A 20,424-nucleotide genomic window follows, 5' to 3' on the forward strand; every position below is an offset into this window, starting at 1 on the left:
CGAAAGAAAACTTGGGAAGAAATGACAGAATTAGAACGACTCCAGGAGGAGAATGAACGCTTACGGACTGAGGTGGCCTACCTAAAAAAGTTAAAAGAGTTAGAGGAAAGGGACGAAGCCCTAGAGCGAGAAAGGCAGAGGCAGTTAGAGAAATGGCTTCAGGAGGATTTAGACTAGATTTGCTTCTTGAAACAGCACGTTTAGCTCGCTCGACTTACTACTATCAGTTGAAGCAACTATATGGGCTTGGCAAAGATAAAGAGCTTAAAATCGAAATTCAGGCCATTTATAATGACCATAAAGGAAATTATGGTTATCGTCGGATTAACTTAGAACTAAGAAATCGTGGTTTTACAGTGAATCATAAGAAAGTTCAACGTCTGATGAAGGTCCTTGGTTTAAGTGCTCGAATTCGTCGGAAACGAAAGTATTCTTCCTACAAAGGAGAGATTGGTAAGAAAGCAGACAACCTGATTCAACGTCAGTTTGAAGCATCAAGGCCAATGGAAAAGTGCTATACGGATGTGACAGAGTTTGCCATTCCAAATAGCACACAGAAATTGTATTTATCGCCTGTTTTAGATGACTTTAATAGCGAAATTATCGCCTATAATCTTTCTTGTTCTCCTAATTTAGAACAAGTGAAAGCTATGCTGGAGCAGGCCTTTATAGAGAAATACTATGAGAATACGAGTCTCCATAGCGATCAAGGATGGCAATACCAACACGATTCTTATCACAGGTTTTTAGAGAGTAAGGGAATCCAAACATCTATGTCACGTAAAGGTAACAGCCCAGACAACGGTATGATGGAATCTTTCTTTGGCATTTTCAAATCGGAAATGTTTTATGGTTATGAGAAGATGTTTCAGTCGCTTAAACAATTGGAACAAGCTATTGCGGACTATATTGATTACTACAACAACAAACGAATTAAGGTCAAACTAAAAGGACTTAGCCCTGTGCAATACAGAACTAAATCCTTCGCTTAAATTATTTGTCTAACTTTTTGGGGTCAGTACACAGAGCTGGTTTTTCATGTCTAATTGTCTGTTTCTACGAATCGTCCTAGGATGTGGACATTTTCGGATACAGAGACAAAGGCTGTCGGATCGACCTGTTTCATGATGTGTTTAAAATCATTAAACTCTGCTCGCGTGATAACCGTAATCAAGACTGCTTTTCTCTCATGATTATAAGTTCCTTCTGCATCGTGGATCATGGTAGCGCCTCGGTGCAATTTTTTATGGATTTTTTCGATTACCTTTTCAGGATTATTGGTCACAATCATGGCCTGCATGCGTTTTTGCTTGGTAAAGACAGCGTCTGTCACACGACTGGAGACAAAGATGGTAATCATGGAGTAGAGGGCGTATTTCCAACCAAAGGTCAAACCTGCTATCAGCATGATGGTTCCATTTACCAGGAAAGAAATACTACCGACATTCTTACCTGTCTTCTTACGAATGGTCAGACTGACGATATCTGTACCTCCGCTAGAAATATTGTTACGGAGTGCAAAACCAATCCCTAAGCCCATGACAACACCCCCAAAAAGGGCATTGATAATGGGATCCTCTGTCAAGGTCACAACTGGTACAATCTGGATAAAGAGGGAACTCATGGATACTGTAATAAAAGTAAAGACCGTAAATTTATGTCCAATCTGATACCAAGCTAAAATCATCAACGGAAAATTGATAGCATAAAAGGTTAGCGATATCGGAATGTAAAAGCCAAACCAGTGATGACTCAAGGCAGAGATAATCTGTGCCAAACCCGTCGCACCACTGGAGTAAACGTGTCCTGGTTGAAAAAAGAAATTGACTGCTACTGCTGACAAAAATCCATAGACCAGAGAAGCCGAGATTTTCTCATCATATTTTTCCCGAGAGATACTTTGTAAAACTCGTAAGATTTTTATCTGATAAGCAAAGCGGCGCAGATAATAGCGCCACCGCTTAATTCGTTTTGCTTGTTTCATCTTCTTCTACTTGTAAGCTGAGTTCCTCTAGTTGTTTGAGAGCGACTGTTGATGGAGCTTGAGTCATTGGGTCGGTTGCCTTGTTGTTCTTAGGAAAGGCAATGACTTCACGGATATTTTCTTCTCCTGCTAAGAGCATCACAAAACGGTCAAGACCGATCGCCAAACCACCGTGTGGTGGGAAACCATAGTCCATGGCTTCAAGAAGGAAACCAAACTGGTCATTTGCTTCTTCAGCTGAGAAACCAAGAGCCTTGAACATGCGTTCTTGAAGATCTTTTTGGTTGATACGAAGGCTACCACCACCAAGCTCATAACCGTTCAAGACGATATCGTAAGCAATGGCACGAACCTTAGCCAAATCACCTTCTAATTCGTGAGCTGTTTCTTCCTGTGGAAGAGTAAATGGATGGTGGGCGCTCATGTAGCGACCTTCTTCTTCAGACCATTCAAACATTGGCCAATCAACCACCCAAAGGAAATTGAATTTATCGTTATCAATCAAGCCAAGCTCTTTAGCAATACGACCACGAAGGGCACCAAGTGTTGCATTAGCTACCTCAAGCGTATCCGCCACAAAGAGAACCAAATCCTTATCTCCAAGACCAAGTGCTGCAGTCAATTCTGCTTGGATACCAGTCAAGAATTTGGCAACTGGTCCATTTAATTCTCCATCAACCACCTTGACCCAAGCAAGACCTTTGGCACCATACTGCTTGGCTACTTCGGTCATCTTATCGATATCTTTACGTGAATAGTTGTCTGCTGCGCCTTTGACTACAATGGCTTTAACAGCAGGTGCTTCTGAGAAGACTTTGAAATCAACACCCTTGACAACTTCTGTCAAGTCCTGAAGCAACATGTCAAAACGAGTATCGGGTTTGTCAGAACCGTAAAGAGCCATCGCGTCATCATACTTCATACGAGGGAATGGAAGCGTCACGTCAATGCCTTTGGTTTCTTTCATCACGCGCGCAATCAATCCTTCTGTAATATCTTGGATTTCTTGCTCCGTTAGGAAGGATGTTTCCAAGTCGACCTGGGTAAACTCAGGCTGGCGGTCACCACGCAAGTCCTCGTCACGGAAGCATTTGACGATTTGGTAGTAACGATCAAAACCAGCATTCATCAAAAGTTGCTTGGTAATCTGTGGACTTTGAGGAAGAGCGTAGAAATGCCCTTTATTGACACGAGATGGCACCAAATAGTCACGCGCCCCTTCTGGCGTTGACTTCGAAAGGAATGGCGTCTCCACATCGATAAATTCCAACTCATCCAAGTAGTTACGGATAGAGTGGGTCACTTTAGCACGAAGTTTGAGATTTTCTAACATCTCTGGACGACGAAGGTCAAGGTAACGGTAACGCAAACGCGTATCGTCATTGGCCTCAATACCATCTTTAATCTCAAAAGGTGTTGTTTTGGCTGTATTAAGCACCGTCAAAGCTGTCACGTTTAACTCAACCGCACCAGTCGGCAATTTATCATTGGCTTGCTCACGCGCAGCGACTTGACCAGTCACCTCGATAACAAATTCGCTACGAAGGCTTTCAGCTGTTGCCATAACCTCTGCAGATACTTTTTCAGGGTTGATAACCAACTGCATGATTCCTTCACGGTCACGAAGGTCGATAAAGATCAAACCACCCAAGTCACGACGACGGCTAACCCAGCCTTTCAAGGTCATTTCTTGTCCGATGTGTTCCTCACGAACACGACCAGCATACATACTACGTTTCATGTTTTCTCTCCTCTTTTATTCTGTTACTATTTTACCATAAAAGCGCAGGCACTTCATGAAAATCATCAGAAAAGTTTGATTGTCTTTAGAAATCAAAACGAACAGACAAAAAATCCGATGAAAACGTCATCGGATTCTCTGATTATGATTCTTAACCTTTTTTACGCTTTTCAGCAATCTCAGCTGCCTTTTTAGGTAGAACAATCTCCGTCGCATACGCCGAAGCAAAACGCAAGACACCTGCAATAGGCGCAAAGACAACTGCTAGATAGTTGTAAAAGAAGTCGCCTTTAAAGGCATAGGCAAGTGCCCCGATGATAAAGAAGAGAACGACCGCCTGTATCACTGCTAATAAAATTACTCGTTTCATGTGACCTCCTGACTCTATTATAGCATGAGTATCATCAAAAAGCCGATTAAATTATTCAAAGCGTGTAAAGAAATGCTATAAAGAAGGCCTTTTCGGCTTACATAAGCCAAACCCAAACTCAATCCCAGACTAGCATAGACTAAAAACTGTTGCAAAGTTCCTGGAAAATGAATCAAGGCAAAAAGCACACTCGATACAAGGAGAAACAGAGCTGTCTGTTTGCTGTTGTTCTGCTTAGGAAAGAGATAGCGCGCCAACATCCCTCTAAAGATGAGTTCTTCCGTCAGAGGAGCAAAGACTACCACCATAAAGAAACCAAAGACAGGCTGAGCGACTGTCAGTTGAGATACGATTTGTTGATTGACTGACGGATCATCTGGCAAAAAGAACTGGGCTGTAATCGCCACTAGCAAAACCAGGGTTGGCAACCAAATATAACGATTAAATGCCATTGTCTGGATGCTAACCTTTTCTGTCTGATACCATCTGTAAACTCCATAAACATAGGCCCCTGACAGGACGATATAGAGTGGCAAAACTCCAAAGATTGAAGCCCCTAGTCCAAGAGCTGATAATGCCATACTCTGAACCAGACCATAGCCAAAGAAAAAGGATAGAACAGCTAGAAGAAACCAGCCAAGATTTTTAAGTAAGTTCATAAAAGACTCCTTTATTTGAAATAACGTTTTACCATAGGTAATTGCATCACATTGATATAAATATGGATTGCTCCTACAAGCAAGAAGGCTAGTAACTGAATCTCTCCTGTCAACAAAGAAAAGATAGCAATCAAAAAATAGAGACCTGGCAAGACATACTGATTTAATTGGAATAAAATTCGAAAACTTTGTTCCAAATTAGCCTGACGCTCCCCTTCATCATAGGAGTTTATATAGTCCAAGACATCTTTTGGTGTAGAGAAGAATTCCAAATCAAACTGACGAACGATCGCAATGGTCTTATAGAGATATTTTTGAGCACTGAAAATCATCACTAATGCCAAAAAAGAAAGAGATAAGGTTATATAGCTGATATTTAGTACAATGACTTCACTACCTGAGATGAAAAGAGCCAAAAAAATCGCTACGCCTGCACTATTAAAAGCAATAGTTCCAAACTCGAGATTACGATACATTTGTACATAATAGGTTTCATTCAGATCATCTTCCATTTCCTCTTGATACAAGGAGTGAAATTTTCTGCTTTTCTTTAAGAAATCGAAAGTCAAAAACATACTAATGAAACCTAACAGTAAACAAATAGATGATATCCATGGAGTCACGGTTTTGACATCTAAAATGGTTCCGTAGTTTTCGGTATAGGCCTTAAACATCTCTGCAAACATGCCCAAGAAGCCTCCCAAGATAACAGCCATTAAAAACAACAATCCACGTTTATTTTTCATATTCATCCTCTTTCTAAACTAATCCAACCAACCACTGACCAATCACTTTACCTGATTCATAAATAGCTGTCAAGCCCTCTGTTCCAAGTGACACCAAAATCAAACAAACAGCAAACAAGAGAATAGCTTGGTTTCTAGCTTTTTTTGCTCCATCTCCCAAGGGTTCATTGCCAAGCCAACCTGCTAGATAGGCATAGAGAGTTACTGTTATAATCCCAATCTCTGTCGAAGAGAGAAACAGCAAGACTGTCACCAAACGAACGATATTGGCTTGAATGTTAAAATAATTTCCTAAACCTGCACAAACACCTGCAAGTTCTTTGTGTTCAGTATCTACTTGAAAATCTGTTAAAAACTTTTTCATATTCATTCTCCTTTTTCACTTGCTAGATTTTTGGATTTCTTTTCAATCCAGTCAACTACTGGGATGAGAGCAAAGTAGGCTCAAACAAATTGGTCGCTTTGATATGGATTTAACCAGCCTAGGTCCATCCCAATCGGTAGAAATACGCTGACTAATAAAGCTATGGCAACTACATAATAAATCACTTTATACTTGTTCATCACTCGTCCTCCTCTATCCGAAATACCGACTCGACTGGTTCATTGAATATCTGCGAAATCTTCAGGGCGATCACAATGGACGGGGTGTATTCGTCCCGTTCTAGTAGGCTAATGGTCTGTCTGGACACGCCAGCTAGTTTGGCCAGTTCGGTCTGATTGAGACCATCACGAGCCCGAAGCTCTTTTAAACGATTTTTAAGCATTCCTTTCTCCTTTACTCTTAACTTGCTTATATTGTAACACATCTTTTTCTTTTTGACAATAATATTTGTCAAAAAGTTTATGATTTTTGTCATTTTGCAAAATAAAAAGGTCAGGAATAAGATCCTGACCAGTTTATCTGTCATTAAAATCCTAGTTTTTCAAAGACTTGAGAGAAGTTTTGGCTGATGGTCTCAAGGGACACTGGCACTTCTTCTCGAGTTTGGTTGTTCTTAACCGTCACTTGTCCGCTTTCGACTTCACTCTCGCCTAGAGTAATAAGAGTCTTAGCCGCAAAGACATCGGCGGACTTGAACTGAGCTTTGAGTTTACGGTTAAGGTAATCACGTTCTGCTTTGAATCCTTGTTGGCGAAGGGCTTGTACCAATTCCAAGGCCTTAACATTTGCTCCTTCACCCAAGACTGCGATATAGACATCTAGGGCGTTTTCAATAGGAAGGGCCACACCTTGCTTTTCAAGGATAAGAAGCAGGCGCTCTACACCAAGTCCAAATCCAAATCCAGCAGTTTCAGGACCACCAAAGTAAGCAACCAAACCATCGTAACGACCACCCGCACAGACCGTCAAGTCATTGCCCTCGATCTCAGTGATAAACTCGAAAATCGTGTGGTTGTAGTAGTCCAGACCACGCACCATATTGGTATCGATGATATAGTCTACACCCAGATTTTCCAACATCTGACGGACAGCATCAAAATGAGCTTGGCTTTCTTCATCAAGGAAGTCCAAGATAGAAGGTGCATTCTCTACTGCCACCTTGTCTTCTTTTTCCTTAGAGTCCAAGACACGGAGAGGATTTTCTTCCAAGCGACGCTGGCTATCTTTAGACAAGGTCTCCTTGAGCGGTGTCAAATAGTCTATCAAGGCTTGACGGTAAGCCGCACGACTCTCAGGATTTCCAAGAGTGTTGAGGTGTAGTTTGACACCTTGGATGCCGATTTCTTTCAAGAAATGAGCTGCCATAGCGATGGTTTCCACATCGGTAGCTGGATTACTAGAGCCAAAACACTCGACACCAATCTGGTGGAATTGGCGTAAACGCCCTGCCTGTGGACGCTCATAACGGAACATAGGGCCCATGTAGTAAAACTTACTTGGCTTTTGCACTTCTGGGGCGAAGAGTTTATTTTCCACATAAGAGCGGACAACGGGCGCAGTTCCTTCTGGACGAAGAGTGATATGGCGGTCTCCCTTATCGTAAAAGTCGTACATTTCCTTGGTTACGATATCCGTTGTATCTCCGACAGAGCGACTGATAACCTCGTAATGCTCAAAAATAGGCGTACGCACTTCTGCATAGTTATAGCGCTTGAAAATCTCACGGGCAAAGCCCTCAACGTACTGCCACTTGGCAGATTCAGCAGGCAAGATATCCTGCGTTCCTTTTGGTTTTTGTAATTTCATAGGGAATCCTCTTTAAACTTAATAGTCTTATTTTACCATAAATAAAGGGATTAAAACAGTGAGAGTAGGAATTCTCAAGAGAGTCTTTTCAGAAAATTCATCAAAAACTTGCTAAATTGTCAGAATTATGAGAAAATAGAGGATATTTATCACGTGGAGGGACTGTTATGAGAGACGATATCAAAATCAATGACCGCGCTTTGGCTTTACAAGACCAAATTATCGAAAAACTAGAGAAGGTTTTTGATACAGATGTGGAATTGGATGTTTACAATCTAGGATTGATTTATGAAATTAATCTGGATGAAACAGGTCTCTGTAAGATTGTCATGACTTTCACGGATACTGCCTGCGATTGTGCCGAAAGCTTGCCTATCGAAATCGTCGCAGTTCTGAAACAAATCGAGGGGATCGAAGATGTCAAAGTTGAAGTCACTTGGTCACCCGCTTGGAAGATCACACGAATCAGTCGCTACGGCCGTATCGCCCTTGGACTGCCACCTCGTTAATACTCTTCAAAAATCTCTTCAAACCACGTCAGCTTTATCTCCAACCTCAAAGCTGTGCTTTGAGCAACCTGCGCCTAGCTTTTTAGTTTGCTCTTTGATTTTTATTGAGTATAAGTAGGCAAATCACTTTTGAAGATTAAAAAAAGCAAGCCGAAGTTGGCTTGCTTTTCTTGTTTATTTTTTACCTGACTTGTCCATATTCCAGAAGTCTGTCACGGCTCCGCGTGAAGCGGATGATACGATGTGGGCATATTTACCAAGGACACCGCGGCTGTAAAGTGGTGGCAAGGTTGTTTCTGCCTTGCGTTTTTCAAGTTCTTCTTCGGATACGGCCATGGAAATTTCTTTGGTATCTTGGTCAACTGTAACGATATCACCTGTACGAAGGTAGGCAATCGGTCCCCCATCCTGAGCTTCAGGGGCGATATGTCCAACAACCAGACCATAAGTACCACCAGAGAAGCGTCCGTCTGTCAAGAGGGCAACCTTGTCTCCTTGACCTTTACCAACAATCATGGATGAAAGTGACAGCATCTCAGGCATACCAGGACCACCCTTAGGTCCCACGAAACGAACAACGACAACATCGCCATCAACGATTTCGTCTGTCAGAACTGCCTGAATAGCATCTTCTTCTGAGTCAAAGACCTTAGCCGGTCCAACGTGGCGACGCACTTTCACACCTGATACTTTAGCAACCGCGCCATCAGGGGCAAGGTTCCCGTTCAAGATGATAAGCGGACCATCTGCACGTTTTGGATTTTCAAGTGGCATAATGACTTTTTGACCTGGGGTAAGGTCTGCAAAGTCGGCCAAGTTTTCAGCGACTGTCTTACCAGTACATGTGATACGGTCGCCATGAAGAAAACCATTTGCCAAGAGGTATTTCATAACCGCAGGAACCCCACCGACTTCGTAGAGGTCTTGGAAGACATACTGACCAGATGGTTTCAAGTCAGCCAAGTGAGGCACACGTTCTTGGATCGTATTGAAGTCCTCAAGTGACAAGTCAACATTAGCCGCATGGGCAATGGCAAGCAAGTGAAGAGTGGCATTTGTAGAACCACCGAGCGCCATCGTTACAGTGATGGCATCTTCAAAAGCTTCACGAGTCAAGATATCTGATGGTTTGAGACCAAGCTCCAGCATCTTGACAACAGCTCGTCCTGCTGCTTCGATATCTTCTTTCTTGTCAGCTGATTCAGCTGGGTGAGATGAAGATCCTGGCAAACTCATACCGAGAACTTCGATAGCAGTCGCCATGGTATTAGCTGTATACATACCACCACAGCCTCCAGGGCCAGGGCAGGCATTACATTCAAGACGTTTCACGTCCTCAGCTGTCATGTCACCGTGGTTCCATTTTCCGATACCCTCAAAGACAGAAACCAAGTCAATGTCTTTGCCATCAAGATTTCCCGGTGCAATGGTTCCACCATAGGCGAAAATAGCTGGAATATCCATATTAGCAATAGCAATCATAGAACCAGGCATGTTCTTATCACAGCCACCGATAGCAACAAAGGCATCCACATTGTGACCACCCATAGCCGCCTCGATAGAGTCCGCAATGATATCACGAGATGTCAAAGAGAAACGCATACCAGGCGTTCCCATGGCAATCCCGTCCGCTACGGTAATGGTTCCAAACTGTACCGGCCAAGCACCTGCAGATTTGACACCTTCTTTGGCCAATTTCCCAAAATCATGCAAGTGAATGTTACATGGTGTATTTTCCGCCCAAGTCGAAATCACTCCCACAATCGGTGTTTCAAAGTCCTTATCTGTCATACCAGTCGCACGAAGCATAGCACGGTTTGGTGATTTAACCATGCTGTCATAAATGCTACTGCGGTGACGTTTATCTAATTCAGTCATCTTATCCCTCCCATTTCAGTTTTTACTATTATAGCACATTTTAAAGGCAATGAACAGAAGAAAATTCTTGAATTTTCAGAAAATTTCGATTAATTTGATTGAATGACTTCTAATTTTTTCATCTTTTTTTGTCAAGTAACTTTACTTTACAAAAAAAATGTGTTATCCTAGTATGGTTGATGAAAATCACTAGATTGAATCGAATTTAAATACCTAAAGGAGAAATCAAAATGGCAGTACCTGCACGTCGCACGTCAAAAGCGAAGAAAAACAAACGTCGTACACACTACAAAGTAACAGCTCCATCTGTAAACTTTGACAAAACTACTGGAGATTACTCACGTTCTCACCGTGTATCACTTAAAGGATACTACAAAGGACGTAAAATCGCTAAAGCTGCATCAGCTGAATAATAGAAGGGAGATACCATGCGCGTAAATATTACACTTGAACACAAAGAATCTGGTGAACGCTTGTACCTTACTTCTAAAAACAAACGTAACACTCCAGACCGTCTTCAATTGAAGAAATACTCACCAAAACTTCGCAAACACGTTGTGTTTACAGAGGTTAAGTAAGGGTTTCAGTACACGTCAATAGACGTCAAAATATTGATTTTAAGCGATTTTTGATTTTTTGAAACTCATTATATCGCACTACAAATCAATAAAAACTCTACCTTTTACTCTACCTTTTTTAGATAAATATATCATCTGGATATTGAAGTTAAGCCCTGCTATCATTTCGATGGCAGGGCTTTTTAATATTTGGTACACTAACTTCTTATCTATATTTTGGTGGATTTTAAGTTGACATCTACAAAGTTTAATGTTAGAATACATTCAAAAATATATTTAAATGAGGTGTTTTATGATTCAAAATGTTGTTACTTCAATAATCCTGTATTCTGGGACAGCCGTAGACTTACTTATTATCCTAATGTTATTTTTTGCCAAAAGAAAAAGCAGAAAAGACATCATTAACATCTATTTAGGACAATTTCTAGGCTCTGTTAGTCTAATATTGCTAAGTTTGCTTTTTGCATTTGTCTTAAATTATATTCCTAGTAAAGAGATTTTAGGTTTACTCGGTTTGATTCCAATTTTCCTAGGTCTCAAAGTTTTGCTTTTAGGAGATTCTGATGGAGAAGCTATTGCCAAAGAAGGTTTGCGCAAAGATAATAAAAACCTGATATTTCTAGTCGCTATGATTACTTTTGCAAGTTGTGGTGCTGACAATATTGGTGTCTTTGTTCCATATTTTACTACCTTAAATTTAGCAAATTTGATAGTAGCTTTACTTACCTTTCTAGTCATGATTTATCTCTTGGTTTTTTCTGCCCAAAAATTGGCACAAGTCTCTTCTGTTGGAGAAATTTTGGAAAAATATAGCAGATGGTTTATTGCAGTTGTTTATTTAGGATTGGGGATATATATCCTGATTGAAAATAACAGTTTTGACATACTATGGACTATATTAGGCTAGGAGAAAATATTATGAAAAAAGATAGTATCTGCCAAGTGAATGTTATAAATCAGCAAAGTATTACCACCGCAACGAACTACCTTGAAAAGGAAAAAGTCCAAAAATCACTTCGCATTTTAACAAAATTTACCGATAATAAACAGATAAATATCATCTTCTATCTTCTTGCTGTTGAAGAACTCTGTGTCTGTGATATAGCCTGTTTACTAAATCTCAGTATGGCATCTACTTCCCACCATCTTCGTAAACTAGCCAATCAAAACATCTTGGGCACTAGAAGAGAGGGGAAAATTATATATTATTTTATAAAAGATGAGGAAATCAGAGATTTTTTTAATCAACTAGGATAACAACTATTTCTACTACTTTCTACTTTTCCATGATTATAGGGGGATTATATATGAAATTTTTTGAAGAAAATTATTCACAAGAAATACCTACTCGTATCAAAAATTTAAGAAAAAAATACAATATTACACAAAGCGAACTAGGCAATGCAGGTCAAGTTAGTCAAGTTGAAAGTGGTAAGCGACCAATTACGAGTTCGATGTTAGTTTATTTAAATGCTCTAACCGCTTCGAGCTATACGTATATCGTTTTTGGAGAGTTAGATGAGTTTATTGAGAATCTGTTTCATTATTTTTTCAGTTCTATTTTATATAGAGATTTAGAGGCTGTAGATGAAAAACTATATTCTTTCATGAGTGATGATTTAATTTCAATCCAATCAAGTTGTCTAAGTATTGCCAAGACATTTGCAAATTTCAATATTCAAAGAAAAAGATTTATGATTTCTACTGAAACTGAAATGGATACTTTTCACAAGAAAGATGACATTGACGTATGGGTTGGTGGAAAAAGTTATAACCCCGCTAGAAGTTTTAGAACCCGTACCATCAATGAATTGACTGTCATTGATTTTGAAGAAATGTTTGATATTCTTTGGTTGATGTTAGGGGATAATTTAATTAAATCATTTGAAGTTAATGTCTGTGGTATCCTATTTGAATTAGGCGGAAATGACATACCCTCAACATTTAGGCAAGAAAACATTGATCCTCTCATCAATAAATGGTGGTATGATAATGTTTCGACAGAAATTATCCCTAATCTAATAAAAAAACTCAAAGAAAATCCCTTGTTTAATATCGGATTTATGGTAAATGATATATTAGAGAGAATGTATAAAGAGAATATTCCAAAATCTTACCTTACATCCGTCCCATTAGTTATTTCTCAAAAAGGAAGAACAACCTATTCGTTTAGTATGACTGGTGGTCAACAAATAGATGGAGTGAAATTCAAACAGATATATGAGGACTATATGAAATTACTCAGTCAAGGTAAGGATATCACAGAGTTATATCAAAAATATTCTAAAGAAGAGTTGGCAAATCTAGGCATTAATATTTATCAATCCAATGATATAGAAAGGACTGAGGAAAGAACTTTTGATGAAATTATCAGTTGGGTTTCCAACCCTTATGCAACAAGACCAATTCAAGAAAGGCACACTATTCAATTAGAGCCAACAAGATTTTCACTAGAGGATAAGAAAAGAATTGAAGAAGCTGCAGCTCAAGGACTAAGCGAAATCGACCTTATTGATTTAGTTGACCTATATGATATTAATTTAGACAATACAAGCGTCAATCGCCATATTGTGGGGTTATTGACTAATAACACCCAAGTAACATACTATTTCCAAGAACAATTAAATAAGGAGTTGCTGTCAATGGCTCACGCTTTAGATAACGTACAACAGGCCTTTATTAAATTATTAAGTGAAGAGGAGATACGAAAATTTGCTCTTTAAAGACTAGGTGAATCGCCTAGTCTTTTTTTGCGCCTCGTTTTACAAATTAGTCTATTGAAGTAAAAAAAGAAGTAAAAAATAAAAGAACATTACGCCTTATACTGAATATATCAAGAAAAACTCTTGATATAAATTTTAATAGTCCAAATTGATGGCCATCAAAGGACAGATTGAAACAAATATGATGACATGACGATAAAGGTCATGTCTTGCATAGAATTGTTTCGCTGTTTCTTTGTTGTGCCTTTTGGTATACTCAGCGTTCAATATTTGCTCATTTTGTTTCCTTCTGTCCAAAGGACAGAAAGGAGCTCATCATTATGAGTAATAAAGTACAAGAACGTCGTGAGCGTAAAATCAAAGAAGCTATTAAAGCTAAAAATTGGGATGAAGTAACTCGTTTGCTTCAACAAGAACAAAGTAACGCAGAACGTCGTGACCGATACCACAATAGACGAATCAAAGACGAAACAATAGCTAGCAAAAATGCCAAAAAGTCTGTACGTTATGATGTCATTGCAAGTTCTGATTTGAATCCCGAAGAAGCTTTAATCCTAGAGGAGTTAAGACAAGCTATTCGTGAAGCTAAAGCATCCCTATCAGAAATTGACAGTAAGATTGTTGAAATGATAGCGGAACAAGGTTCAAGCTATAAAGAAACGGCTCGCTATATCACTGAACATTATAAGAAAATGAGTGATGTAACTGTTAAATCCCATTATTGTAAAGCGCTAAAAAAATTAGCTCCTTTATTAAAAGCTTACCGCTAATCCCTCAAATCCAGTGTCTCTGTCACTGGATTTTTTGTAAAAAAAATTAAAAATTCAACAAATAACTTTGCGTTTAGCTGTCTCATTCTCCTTAGTAATGAGGAGGTGGTCAGATAACCTAAAAAACAAAGTCCAGCTCATGACCCAAACCGAGCCTGTCGCATTCACACTATCTCTTATTCATAAGGAGGATTTGCCCTATGGCGTTTAAAATGAAAACCACAAAAGGTGATTATACAACTACATTGGCTGATAAAATTATCAGTCAAAAACAACCGATTTACTCACTTAGTACCGAACTTGAACCACAACAACGGTTTGAAGAAGGAAAACCAACCGGAGAAATCGTAGCTTATAAAGCATGGTTTGTACAGGAAGGGCAAGACCCTTTCCAAGTAAAATTTGAAGAAACGATTGAGCTTCCAGCTTTTCAATCCATGATTCAATTTGACACACTACAAGCCTGCGAAGTAAAATATAACATCTACTTCAAAGCAAATGGTATCAAGGAGGTTCGGTAATGACTTCACAATCTCGTGATGTGCTGAACCAATCTTACCTGCAATCTTACCTGCTCCAGAGCCTAAACATGGCTCTGGGGGCTTTAATGCAGGGAGAAACCAGCTACACCAATTCTTTTAATATTGTTATTCAAGCAGACGGCTTTATCTTTGTCCCTCGTCTACCATGTGCTTATATCCTTGATGATGACTTGTACAAGAAAATCTTTCTGATTGCCAATGCTTCACTTTATCCACAATATACTCTTCTAAAACAAAACGCTACCTATTTTGTCCCTCTAGAAACAGATGACTTACACACTCAGCGTGGATTATTTTTCCCTTGGAAAAAGGGAATTTCAGAACGTTTAGTCATTCCAGATTTGGATAAGTTTTCAGCTAGCTTGCCACAGGGGAAAATCCCTATCATGAAGTACTTTGAACTCAATTTAGATAAGGTTAATCACTGGGCTATTGCTGGAAATTCAGGTTCTGGGAAATCGTACGCTCTCACTTATTTCTTGAGTGTACTAAAGCATATGTCTGACTTGATTATCATTGACCCTAAATTTGATACCCCAAGTCGATGGGCAAGAGAAAATCACGTTGCTGTTATACACCCTGTTGAAAACCGTTCAAAATCAGATTTTGTCTCACAGGTCAATGAACAATTAAGTCAGTGTGCAACTCTCATTCAGAAACGACAAGCTATCTTGTATGATAATCCCAATCATCAATTTACCCATCTAACTATTGTTATTGATGAAGTCCTCGCTCTATCAGAGGGAGTCAATAAGAATATCAAAGAAGCCTTTTTCTCCCTACTCTCACAGATTTCCTTATTAGGACGTGCTACCAAAATCCATCTGTTTTTGGTAAGCCAGCGTTTTGACCACAATACTATTCCAATTTCAGTGAGGGAACAGCTAAACGTATTGTTGCAAATTGGAAATATCAATCAGAAAACTACTCAATTTTTATTTCCAGACCTAGACCCAGAGGGTATTGTTATTCCAATAGGACATGGGACAGGTATCATTCAAGTTATCGATAATGAACATCCCTACCAAGTTCTGCCCTTACTCTGTCCAACCTACTACACTAAACGAGGTATTCTATGACCAATAAAACCTACTTTATGAGAAGTTTTAATCTCATACTATATTTATTTCTATTTGCACCTATCTGTTCTGCATTTGGATGGTTATTCAATTATCTTTCCGTTCAATTAACAAATATCACGTTTGTCAATTTAGATACGGTCAAAAGTATTACGGATATCATTAGTTCCGTTTGTCATGGATTTGCACTTATTTCTCTTCTACTTGCCTTATTTTTGGTTGGATTAGAAATAATACAATGGTTGAAAACAGATAGTCTTTGGAACTATATCCAATCTGTCTATCACACTTTTCTGTTGCGACACTTCCTGTTTCAGCGTGAACGAGTACAGAAGATAAGCAATCTTGAACATCAGACGGTTACTACTATCAACCCAATCCATAACGGATTTAACCGAGCTGTTCGTAAGTGTATCGTAGATATACGAAAAGATACCATCACTATTTTTCTAAAAGTCCCTAGAGACCAACAAGGGCAAAAAATCCTAAAAGAGATGGAAGCACAATTAAAAGAAGAAATCGTCAGCCAACACGCAGACTATTATTTCTCCTCTCCTATTCGAGTTCGTAACCAATTGTGGTTCACTGGACAAAAACGTTAATCCCTTGGGGCTGTGGCTTGCGTTAAGCAAAAGCCAGACAGCCCCTTTTTATATTCTTTTCTATCATGACCTATTGGGGTGACTACGACCCCCAATAGATCAATAATCAATAATCACAAAAAATTCAATTTTTTCAAAAAAACTTTGCATACGACCTGTCATTTCTCCTTAGTAATAGAACCCAAAAGAAATGAGGTAACTGCCTATGGCAAAAGAACAGCGCTCAACCAAATGGACTTTTCTCTTCTACGAGGAAAGCGCACCAGAGAACTACTTGAATATATTAGAGGAACTCCATATTCCGTTTATTCTTAGTCCTTGGCACGATAAGGACGTTAATAGACAGACGGGAGAGTTCAAGAAATCGCACAAACACGGTGCTTTCTTCTTTGATTCACTGAAAAGCTATTCACAAGTATCAAATATCATCAGTGACAAACTAAACGGTCCAGCACATGTGGAGGTAGTTATGTCTCCCACTGGTTTATTTGACTACTTTACCCATGCGGAAAATCCAGATAAGACTCCCTACAACATTGAGGATATTGAAGTCGGTTGCGGCTTTAATTTAGAAAAATTCTTGATGGAGATGAACTCCTCGGATTTTATACATGAAGTAGTTGATATTATCGAAGAGAACGACTTTACCGAATTTGAAGAATTGGTCTGGTATGCCCGAGCAAACAATACCAATTTATTAGGGCTTATCATTGAACGTACATATTTCTTCGCCAAATACCTAGATTCACGAAGATACAATCCTAATCGACTCCATAATTCAAACACAGAGGAGAAAGAGAATAATGAATAACGAAAAATTAGAACAAATTGAACAATTATTGCAAACACTTATCAAACTCATTCAAATCAAAGAACAGAACATACCACTAAAGATAATACAACAGCGAGAATTGCTAAAACAGCTAAATATCTCCCCAAACACACTAAAAACTTGGGAACAAAAAGGATTAAAAAGATTAGAACCTCCTATAGAGGGAACTCGAACCGTCTTCTATCTACTAGATGATATTATCAACTTTTTACAATCCTAATTCTGAAAATTTGTGCTAAAATAGTTTTATCTAAAAGAAAGAGTGGTAACTATTTTAGCCTACTTCAATATCCATGAAGAAAGGCAAATATGGAAACTGAAACAATTATTCATAATGGCAAAAAAGTCATTAAAAAAATCAAAAAAGATAAGTCCATCTCATACACTTTGAAGGGGACATTTCTGGGAAAAGATATCAAAACTGGTAAGCAAGTCACTACTACCATTACAGTCAAGACACTAAAACAGTTAGATAGAGCAATCATTCAAGCACGACTAGAATTTGAAAAAAATGGCTCAACACGAGAAAAAGTTATCGTCATTGATACACTGGAAGATTTAGCTGAAGAATGGTTTAAATCATATAAAACCTGGGTTAACTCGCATAATACTCTGAACAGAGTAAGAGGTTATCTTGATAATTATATTATCCCTAAATTTGGAGATTACAAACCAGATAAAATTGAATATGCGGATATCCAGCTTTGGTTAAACGATTTGGCAAAGAAATCAAAAGAGTCCATTGAATCTGGTATAAAGCGTGCTGATAAAGGTAGTGCTAAAGATTTTGGTGCTGTTATCCATAAGTTGAAAGATATTTTTGACTATGGAATTACAAACTATGGACTAATCACTAATCCTGTTAGCACTGTTAAGATACCACCTAAGCCAAAATCAAATAAGCAACGCATCATGGTATTACATGATGATGGTCTTGTAATATGGCTTAATTATCTTGAAAGTTTAGATAACAATAGAGCCAATCGTAGATTTAAGTTAATTTGTAATACTCTATTAGCCTCCGCTTTGCGAATAAATGAATTACTTGCATTGACGATTGATGACCTAGATTTTGAAAATTCTTCTATTAACGTCAGTAAAACATTGATGTGGAAAACCGCAAATAAAAAAGATGGGACAAAAGGGGAAGTTATCTGTAAAGCTACACCAAAAACTGATGCAGGAAATCGCTCTGTCCCTGTCCCTCCCCCCATAATAGAAAAACTCAGAGATTTCCACCACGAAATGAACAAGTATCTTGAATTGCACAACAGACATAGAACAAAACTGATTTTCCCTACAATCTATGGGAACTATATGTGTGACAGAAACGAGAGAACAACTCTTAAGAAAAGGTTAGTAGGTCTTGGATTACCAAACTATGGTTTCCATTTATTCCGACATACTCATGCTTCAATGCTACTTAATGCTGGAACAAATTGGAAAGAACTCCAAGTCAGAATGGGACATAAATCCATTTCAACTACAATGGATACTTACGCTGAATTAGCACCACAACGAAAGTTAGAAGCTGTGGGGATTTATCTTGAAAAGATTGCTGAGCTAACGCAATAACTACTCTACCATTCACTCTACCTTTTATTATGTAGCATTCTAGAAACATTGATGTACCAACGTTTCTAACAGCTAAAATAGAAATTATTTAACTCTTACAGAAGTTAAATAAGCACACCTACCTCAAAACGCCTTACTGGGCGTTTTTTGCTTTATTAGTTAGCAATCTATAGCCTTTCAGGAGAGATTTATGGCGTTTTATCTTTGGATGTTTCCTCTACTTTTTATCTTTCACGATATGGAAGAAATTATCGGTCTTGTCCCTTGGATTCATCTCAACAAAACCTTGCTGGCTCAAAAGGCTCCAACTATTCTCAAGATCCACAAAGGAGTTACAACAGAGGGATTTGCCCTCGCTGTTTTTGAGGAATTCATCCTTGTCTTATCCATCACTTTCTTAGCATATGTTACTCAATCTAGAGCGCTCGAACTAGTTTGGTTAGGGGGATTTGCAGCCTTTGCGCTTCATCTCTTGCTCCATATCGGACAATCAATCCTTCTTCGCAAGTATATTCCTGCTCTGATTACTTCTATCCTCTGTTTTCCTGTCAGTGCTTATTTGATTACAGACATCGTACATTTGTGGCAGGTTTCGACTAGTGAATTTTTCCTGTTTTCACTGGTCAGTTCAGGCATTGTCATCATTAATCTCCTCTTTGCTCTCTGGCTTGGGAGAAAGTATTCCATCTGGCTTGTTCATTACCATTAACAAAAGTTCCTTGCAATTTCAATTTGCAGGGAATTTTTTTATCCCCCTTCACAGTTAAGAAGTGTTCTATAGTTTTTTAGGCTCCATAATATTTGTAGTGGGTAAATCCCCTATAGATATTATGGAGCCTACTTTGTTGTAGAAAAAAAGTCCCATAAAATCTATAATGAAGAGTGACAAAACAACTCATTAGAAAGAATCATATGGAACCATTACATTTTATCTCAAAACTGCTCGATATCAAAGACCCTAATATCCAAATTATGGATGTCGTTAATAGGGATACCCACAAAGAAATCATCGCTAAACTGGACTACGAGGCCCCATCTTGTCCTGATTGCGGAAATCAAATGAAGAATATGACTTCCAAAAACTGTCTAAGATTCCTTACCTCGAAACAACTGGTATGCCTACCAGAATTCTTATGAAAAGCGTCGTTTCAAGTGCTATCACTGCTCGAAAATGATGGCCACTGAGGCTCCTCTAGTAAAGAAAAATCATCAAATCCCTCGTATTATCAATCAAAAGATTGCTCAGAAGTCGATTGAAAAGACTTCTATGACCGACATTGCCCATCAGCTTTCCATTTCAACTGTCATTCGCAAGCTTAATGACTTCCACTTTAAGCATGATTTTTCTCATCTTCCTGAGATTATGTCTTGGGATGTTGAAACAGTTAGGGGAGTGACTGTTTCAATCGGGAGATGAAGATGAGTTTCATTGCGCAAGATTTTAAAAAGCTCGATATCATCACTGTCCTTGAGGGAAGAACACAAGCTGCCATCCGAAATCACTTTCTGCGATACGATAGAGCCGTTCGCTGTCAGGTGAAACTCATTACGATGAATATGTTTAGCACTTACTATGCCTTGGCTAGACAACTTCGCTTTCAAATTTCTAGACTCAGGCTGAAACAGTCTCCCAGACTGTTTCACT

The 20,424-nt window shown here is 38.8% G+C and carries 24 protein-coding genes and 3 pseudogenes; 16 read left to right on the forward strand and 11 right to left on the reverse strand.

Annotated elements, in window-relative coordinates; translation table 11 throughout:
• Positions 1-992, forward strand: a pseudogene (locus HMPREF1516_RS09805) (IS3 family transposase); the annotation flags it as partial.
• Positions 993-1,042: 50 nt separating this feature from the next.
• On the opposite strand, the gene HMPREF1516_RS04180 reads toward HMPREF1516_RS09805, so the two are convergent.
• The 9 genes and pseudogenes from HMPREF1516_RS04180 to hisS form a co-directional block, all read right to left on the reverse strand.
• Complete coding sequence (locus HMPREF1516_RS04180; protein ID WP_000806286.1) at positions 1,043-1,984, reverse strand: YitT family protein; 942 nt, start codon at positions 1,982-1,984, stop codon at positions 1,043-1,045.
• Entirely contained in the window at positions 1,962-3,725 is a 1,764-nt protein-coding gene (gene aspS / locus HMPREF1516_RS04185) for an aspartate--tRNA ligase (protein ID WP_000830922.1), read from the reverse strand. The genes HMPREF1516_RS04180 and aspS overlap by 23 nt, the downstream gene beginning before the upstream one ends.
• Positions 3,726-3,876: 151 nt before the next feature.
• Positions 3,877-4,095, reverse strand: coding sequence for a hypothetical protein (locus tag HMPREF1516_RS04190; RefSeq protein ID WP_000832176.1), 219 nt, complete (start codon positions 4,093-4,095; stop codon positions 3,877-3,879).
• Between the two features lie 17 nt (positions 4,096-4,112).
• Positions 4,113-4,754, reverse strand: coding sequence for a CPBP family intramembrane glutamic endopeptidase (locus tag HMPREF1516_RS04195; RefSeq protein WP_001050640.1), 642 nt, complete (start codon positions 4,752-4,754; stop codon positions 4,113-4,115).
• Between the two features lie 11 nt (positions 4,755-4,765).
• Complete coding sequence (locus tag HMPREF1516_RS04200; protein ID WP_007522686.1) at positions 4,766-5,500, reverse strand: DUF3169 family protein; 735 nt, start codon at positions 5,498-5,500, stop codon at positions 4,766-4,768.
• Positions 5,501-5,513: 13 nt separating this feature from the next.
• Entirely contained in the window at positions 5,514-5,864 is a 351-nt protein-coding gene (locus HMPREF1516_RS04205) for a PspC domain-containing protein (RefSeq protein ID WP_000714176.1), read from the reverse strand.
• Between the two features lie 2 nt (positions 5,865-5,866).
• Positions 5,867-6,064, reverse strand: a pseudogene (locus HMPREF1516_RS04210) (hypothetical protein).
• Positions 6,064-6,267: a helix-turn-helix transcriptional regulator gene (locus HMPREF1516_RS09990; protein WP_000916947.1), complete on the reverse strand. Its 204-nt coding sequence runs from the start codon at positions 6,265-6,267 to the stop codon at positions 6,064-6,066. The pseudogene HMPREF1516_RS04210 and the gene HMPREF1516_RS09990 overlap by 1 nt, the downstream one beginning before the upstream one ends.
• Positions 6,268-6,410: 143 nt before the next feature.
• Positions 6,411-7,691: a histidine--tRNA ligase gene (gene hisS, locus HMPREF1516_RS04220; RefSeq protein ID WP_000775854.1), complete on the reverse strand. Its 1,281-nt coding sequence runs from the start codon at positions 7,689-7,691 to the stop codon at positions 6,411-6,413.
• Positions 7,692-7,858: 167 nt separating this feature from the next.
• Here hisS and HMPREF1516_RS04225 point away from each other — a divergent pair, with 167 nt between their 5' ends.
• Entirely contained in the window at positions 7,859-8,200 is a 342-nt protein-coding gene (locus HMPREF1516_RS04225; protein WP_001204055.1) for a metal-sulfur cluster assembly factor, read from the forward strand.
• Between the two features lie 174 nt (positions 8,201-8,374).
• Here HMPREF1516_RS04225 and ilvD read toward each other — a convergent pair whose 3' ends face one another.
• Positions 8,375-10,078 carry a dihydroxy-acid dehydratase gene (ilvD, locus tag HMPREF1516_RS04230; RefSeq protein ID WP_000137343.1) on the reverse strand — a complete coding sequence of 568 codons (1,704 nt, stop codon included), beginning with the start codon at positions 10,076-10,078 and terminating at the stop codon, positions 8,375-8,377.
• Positions 10,079-10,308: 230 nt separating this feature from the next.
• Here ilvD and rpmF point away from each other — a divergent pair, with 230 nt between their 5' ends.
• The gene (gene rpmF / locus HMPREF1516_RS04235) at positions 10,309-10,491 is read left to right on the forward strand and encodes a 50S ribosomal protein L32 (RefSeq protein WP_033605867.1); all 183 of its coding nucleotides are present in this window, start codon (positions 10,309-10,311) and stop codon (positions 10,489-10,491) included.
• A 15-nt stretch (positions 10,492-10,506) separates the two neighbouring features.
• Positions 10,507-10,656, forward strand: a complete 150-nt coding sequence (gene rpmG / locus HMPREF1516_RS04240; protein WP_001265622.1) for a 50S ribosomal protein L33 — start codon at positions 10,507-10,509, stop codon at positions 10,654-10,656.
• Positions 10,657-10,734: 78 nt separating this feature from the next.
• Here the strand turns inward: rpmG and HMPREF1516_RS10110 are convergent, their stop codons facing one another.
• Positions 10,735-10,920 (reverse strand): hypothetical protein, encoded by a 186-nt coding sequence (locus tag HMPREF1516_RS10110; RefSeq protein WP_002892741.1) that lies wholly within the window; start codon positions 10,918-10,920, stop codon positions 10,735-10,737.
• Between the two features lie 28 nt (positions 10,921-10,948).
• On the opposite strand from HMPREF1516_RS10110, the gene HMPREF1516_RS04245 reads away from it, so the two are divergent.
• From HMPREF1516_RS04245 to HMPREF1516_RS09820, 12 genes and pseudogenes are all read left to right on the forward strand, one after another.
• A complete protein-coding gene (locus HMPREF1516_RS04245; protein ID WP_000615750.1) occupies positions 10,949-11,563 on the forward strand; it encodes a CadD family cadmium resistance transporter in 615 nt (204 codons plus the stop codon).
• An 11-nt stretch (positions 11,564-11,574) separates the two neighbouring features.
• Positions 11,575-11,913, forward strand: coding sequence for a Cd(II)/Zn(II)-sensing metalloregulatory transcriptional regulator CadX (cadX, locus tag HMPREF1516_RS04250; RefSeq protein ID WP_000711094.1), 339 nt, complete (start codon positions 11,575-11,577; stop codon positions 11,911-11,913).
• A 50-nt stretch (positions 11,914-11,963) separates the two neighbouring features.
• On the forward strand, positions 11,964-13,379 hold the full coding sequence (locus HMPREF1516_RS04255; protein WP_000667638.1) for a helix-turn-helix domain-containing protein: 1,416 nt from the start codon (positions 11,964-11,966) through the stop codon (positions 13,377-13,379).
• Positions 13,380-13,699: 320 nt separating this feature from the next.
• Entirely contained in the window at positions 13,700-14,149 is a 450-nt protein-coding gene (locus HMPREF1516_RS04260) for an RNA polymerase sigma factor (RefSeq protein WP_000066889.1), read from the forward strand.
• A 200-nt stretch (positions 14,150-14,349) separates the two neighbouring features.
• Positions 14,350-14,670: a hypothetical protein gene (locus tag HMPREF1516_RS04265; protein ID WP_000874690.1), complete on the forward strand. Its 321-nt coding sequence runs from the start codon at positions 14,350-14,352 to the stop codon at positions 14,668-14,670.
• Positions 14,670-15,770: a type IV secretion system DNA-binding domain-containing protein gene (locus tag HMPREF1516_RS04270; protein WP_000203865.1), complete on the forward strand. Its 1,101-nt coding sequence runs from the start codon at positions 14,670-14,672 to the stop codon at positions 15,768-15,770. The genes HMPREF1516_RS04265 and HMPREF1516_RS04270 overlap by 1 nt, the downstream gene beginning before the upstream one ends.
• Positions 15,767-16,372 (forward strand): hypothetical protein, encoded by a 606-nt coding sequence (locus HMPREF1516_RS04275; protein ID WP_000182710.1) that lies wholly within the window; start codon positions 15,767-15,769, stop codon positions 16,370-16,372. The genes HMPREF1516_RS04270 and HMPREF1516_RS04275 overlap by 4 nt, the downstream gene beginning before the upstream one ends.
• A 205-nt stretch (positions 16,373-16,577) precedes the next feature.
• Positions 16,578-17,183 (forward strand): replication protein, encoded by a 606-nt coding sequence (locus HMPREF1516_RS04280; RefSeq protein WP_001040935.1) that lies wholly within the window; start codon positions 16,578-16,580, stop codon positions 17,181-17,183.
• On the forward strand, positions 17,176-17,424 hold the full coding sequence (locus HMPREF1516_RS04285; protein WP_001058391.1) for a MerR family transcriptional regulator: 249 nt from the start codon (positions 17,176-17,178) through the stop codon (positions 17,422-17,424). The genes HMPREF1516_RS04280 and HMPREF1516_RS04285 overlap by 8 nt, the downstream gene beginning before the upstream one ends.
• A gap of 89 nt (positions 17,425-17,513) precedes the next feature.
• The gene (locus tag HMPREF1516_RS04290) at positions 17,514-18,779 is read left to right on the forward strand and encodes a tyrosine-type recombinase/integrase (RefSeq protein WP_033605869.1); all 1,266 of its coding nucleotides are present in this window, start codon (positions 17,514-17,516) and stop codon (positions 18,777-18,779) included.
• Positions 18,780-18,969: 190 nt separating this feature from the next.
• Entirely contained in the window at positions 18,970-19,488 is a 519-nt protein-coding gene (locus HMPREF1516_RS04295) for an HXXEE domain-containing protein (protein ID WP_000896447.1), read from the forward strand.
• Positions 19,489-19,691: 203 nt separating this feature from the next.
• A pseudogene (locus HMPREF1516_RS09820) lies at positions 19,692-20,424 on the forward strand (transposase family protein); the annotation flags it as partial.

The sequence above is a fragment of the Streptococcus sp. CM6 genome (assembly GCF_000526095.1).
Taxonomy (GTDB): Bacteria; Bacillota; Bacilli; order Lactobacillales; family Streptococcaceae; genus Streptococcus; species Streptococcus oralis_BW.

Bases quoted from the DNA above. Each gene is read 5' to 3' on its own strand.
- HMPREF1516_RS04190 (WP_000832176.1), bottom strand. From the start codon at position 4,095: ATGAAACGAGTAATTTTATTAGCAGTGATACAGGCGGTCGTTCTCTTC.
- HMPREF1516_RS04180 (WP_000806286.1), bottom strand. From the start codon at position 1,984: ATGAAACAAGCAAAACGAATTAAGCGGTGGCGCTATTATCTGCGCCGC.
- HMPREF1516_RS04275 (WP_000182710.1), top strand. From the start codon at position 15,767: ATGACCAATAAAACCTACTTTATGAGAAGTTTTAATCTCATACTATAT.
- hisS (WP_000775854.1), bottom strand. From the start codon at position 7,691: ATGAAATTACAAAAACCAAAAGGAACGCAGGATATCTTGCCTGCTGAA.
- HMPREF1516_RS04255 (WP_000667638.1), top strand. From the start codon at position 11,964: ATGAAATTTTTTGAAGAAAATTATTCACAAGAAATACCTACTCGTATC.
- HMPREF1516_RS04200 (WP_007522686.1), bottom strand. From the start codon at position 5,500: ATGAAAAATAAACGTGGATTGTTGTTTTTAATGGCTGTTATCTTGGGA.
- rpmF (WP_033605867.1), top strand. From the start codon at position 10,309: ATGGCAGTACCTGCACGTCGCACGTCAAAAGCGAAGAAAAACAAACGT.
- aspS (WP_000830922.1), bottom strand. From the start codon at position 3,725: ATGAAACGTAGTATGTATGCTGGTCGTGTTCGTGAGGAACACATCGGA.
- HMPREF1516_RS04295 (WP_000896447.1), top strand. From the start codon at position 18,970: ATGGCGTTTTATCTTTGGATGTTTCCTCTACTTTTTATCTTTCACGAT.
- HMPREF1516_RS04280 (WP_001040935.1), top strand. From the start codon at position 16,578: ATGGCAAAAGAACAGCGCTCAACCAAATGGACTTTTCTCTTCTACGAG.
- HMPREF1516_RS04285 (WP_001058391.1), top strand. From the start codon at position 17,176: ATGAATAACGAAAAATTAGAACAAATTGAACAATTATTGCAAACACTT.
- ilvD (WP_000137343.1), bottom strand. From the start codon at position 10,078: ATGACTGAATTAGATAAACGTCACCGCAGTAGCATTTATGACAGCATG.
- HMPREF1516_RS04260 (WP_000066889.1), top strand. From the start codon at position 13,700: ATGAGTAATAAAGTACAAGAACGTCGTGAGCGTAAAATCAAAGAAGCT.
- HMPREF1516_RS04265 (WP_000874690.1), top strand. From the start codon at position 14,350: ATGGCGTTTAAAATGAAAACCACAAAAGGTGATTATACAACTACATTG.
- HMPREF1516_RS10110 (WP_002892741.1), bottom strand. From the start codon at position 10,920: ATGTATTCTAACATTAAACTTTGTAGATGTCAACTTAAAATCCACCAA.
- HMPREF1516_RS04270 (WP_000203865.1), top strand. From the start codon at position 14,670: ATGACTTCACAATCTCGTGATGTGCTGAACCAATCTTACCTGCAATCT.
- HMPREF1516_RS04195 (WP_001050640.1), bottom strand. From the start codon at position 4,754: ATGAACTTACTTAAAAATCTTGGCTGGTTTCTTCTAGCTGTTCTATCC.
- HMPREF1516_RS09990 (WP_000916947.1), bottom strand. From the start codon at position 6,267: ATGCTTAAAAATCGTTTAAAAGAGCTTCGGGCTCGTGATGGTCTCAAT.
- HMPREF1516_RS04225 (WP_001204055.1), top strand. From the start codon at position 7,859: ATGAGAGACGATATCAAAATCAATGACCGCGCTTTGGCTTTACAAGAC.
- HMPREF1516_RS04205 (WP_000714176.1), bottom strand. From the start codon at position 5,864: ATGAAAAAGTTTTTAACAGATTTTCAAGTAGATACTGAACACAAAGAA.
- cadX (WP_000711094.1), top strand. From the start codon at position 11,575: ATGAAAAAAGATAGTATCTGCCAAGTGAATGTTATAAATCAGCAAAGT.
- HMPREF1516_RS04245 (WP_000615750.1), top strand. From the start codon at position 10,949: ATGATTCAAAATGTTGTTACTTCAATAATCCTGTATTCTGGGACAGCC.
- rpmG (WP_001265622.1), top strand. From the start codon at position 10,507: ATGCGCGTAAATATTACACTTGAACACAAAGAATCTGGTGAACGCTTG.
- HMPREF1516_RS04290 (WP_033605869.1), top strand. From the start codon at position 17,514: ATGGAAACTGAAACAATTATTCATAATGGCAAAAAAGTCATTAAAAAA.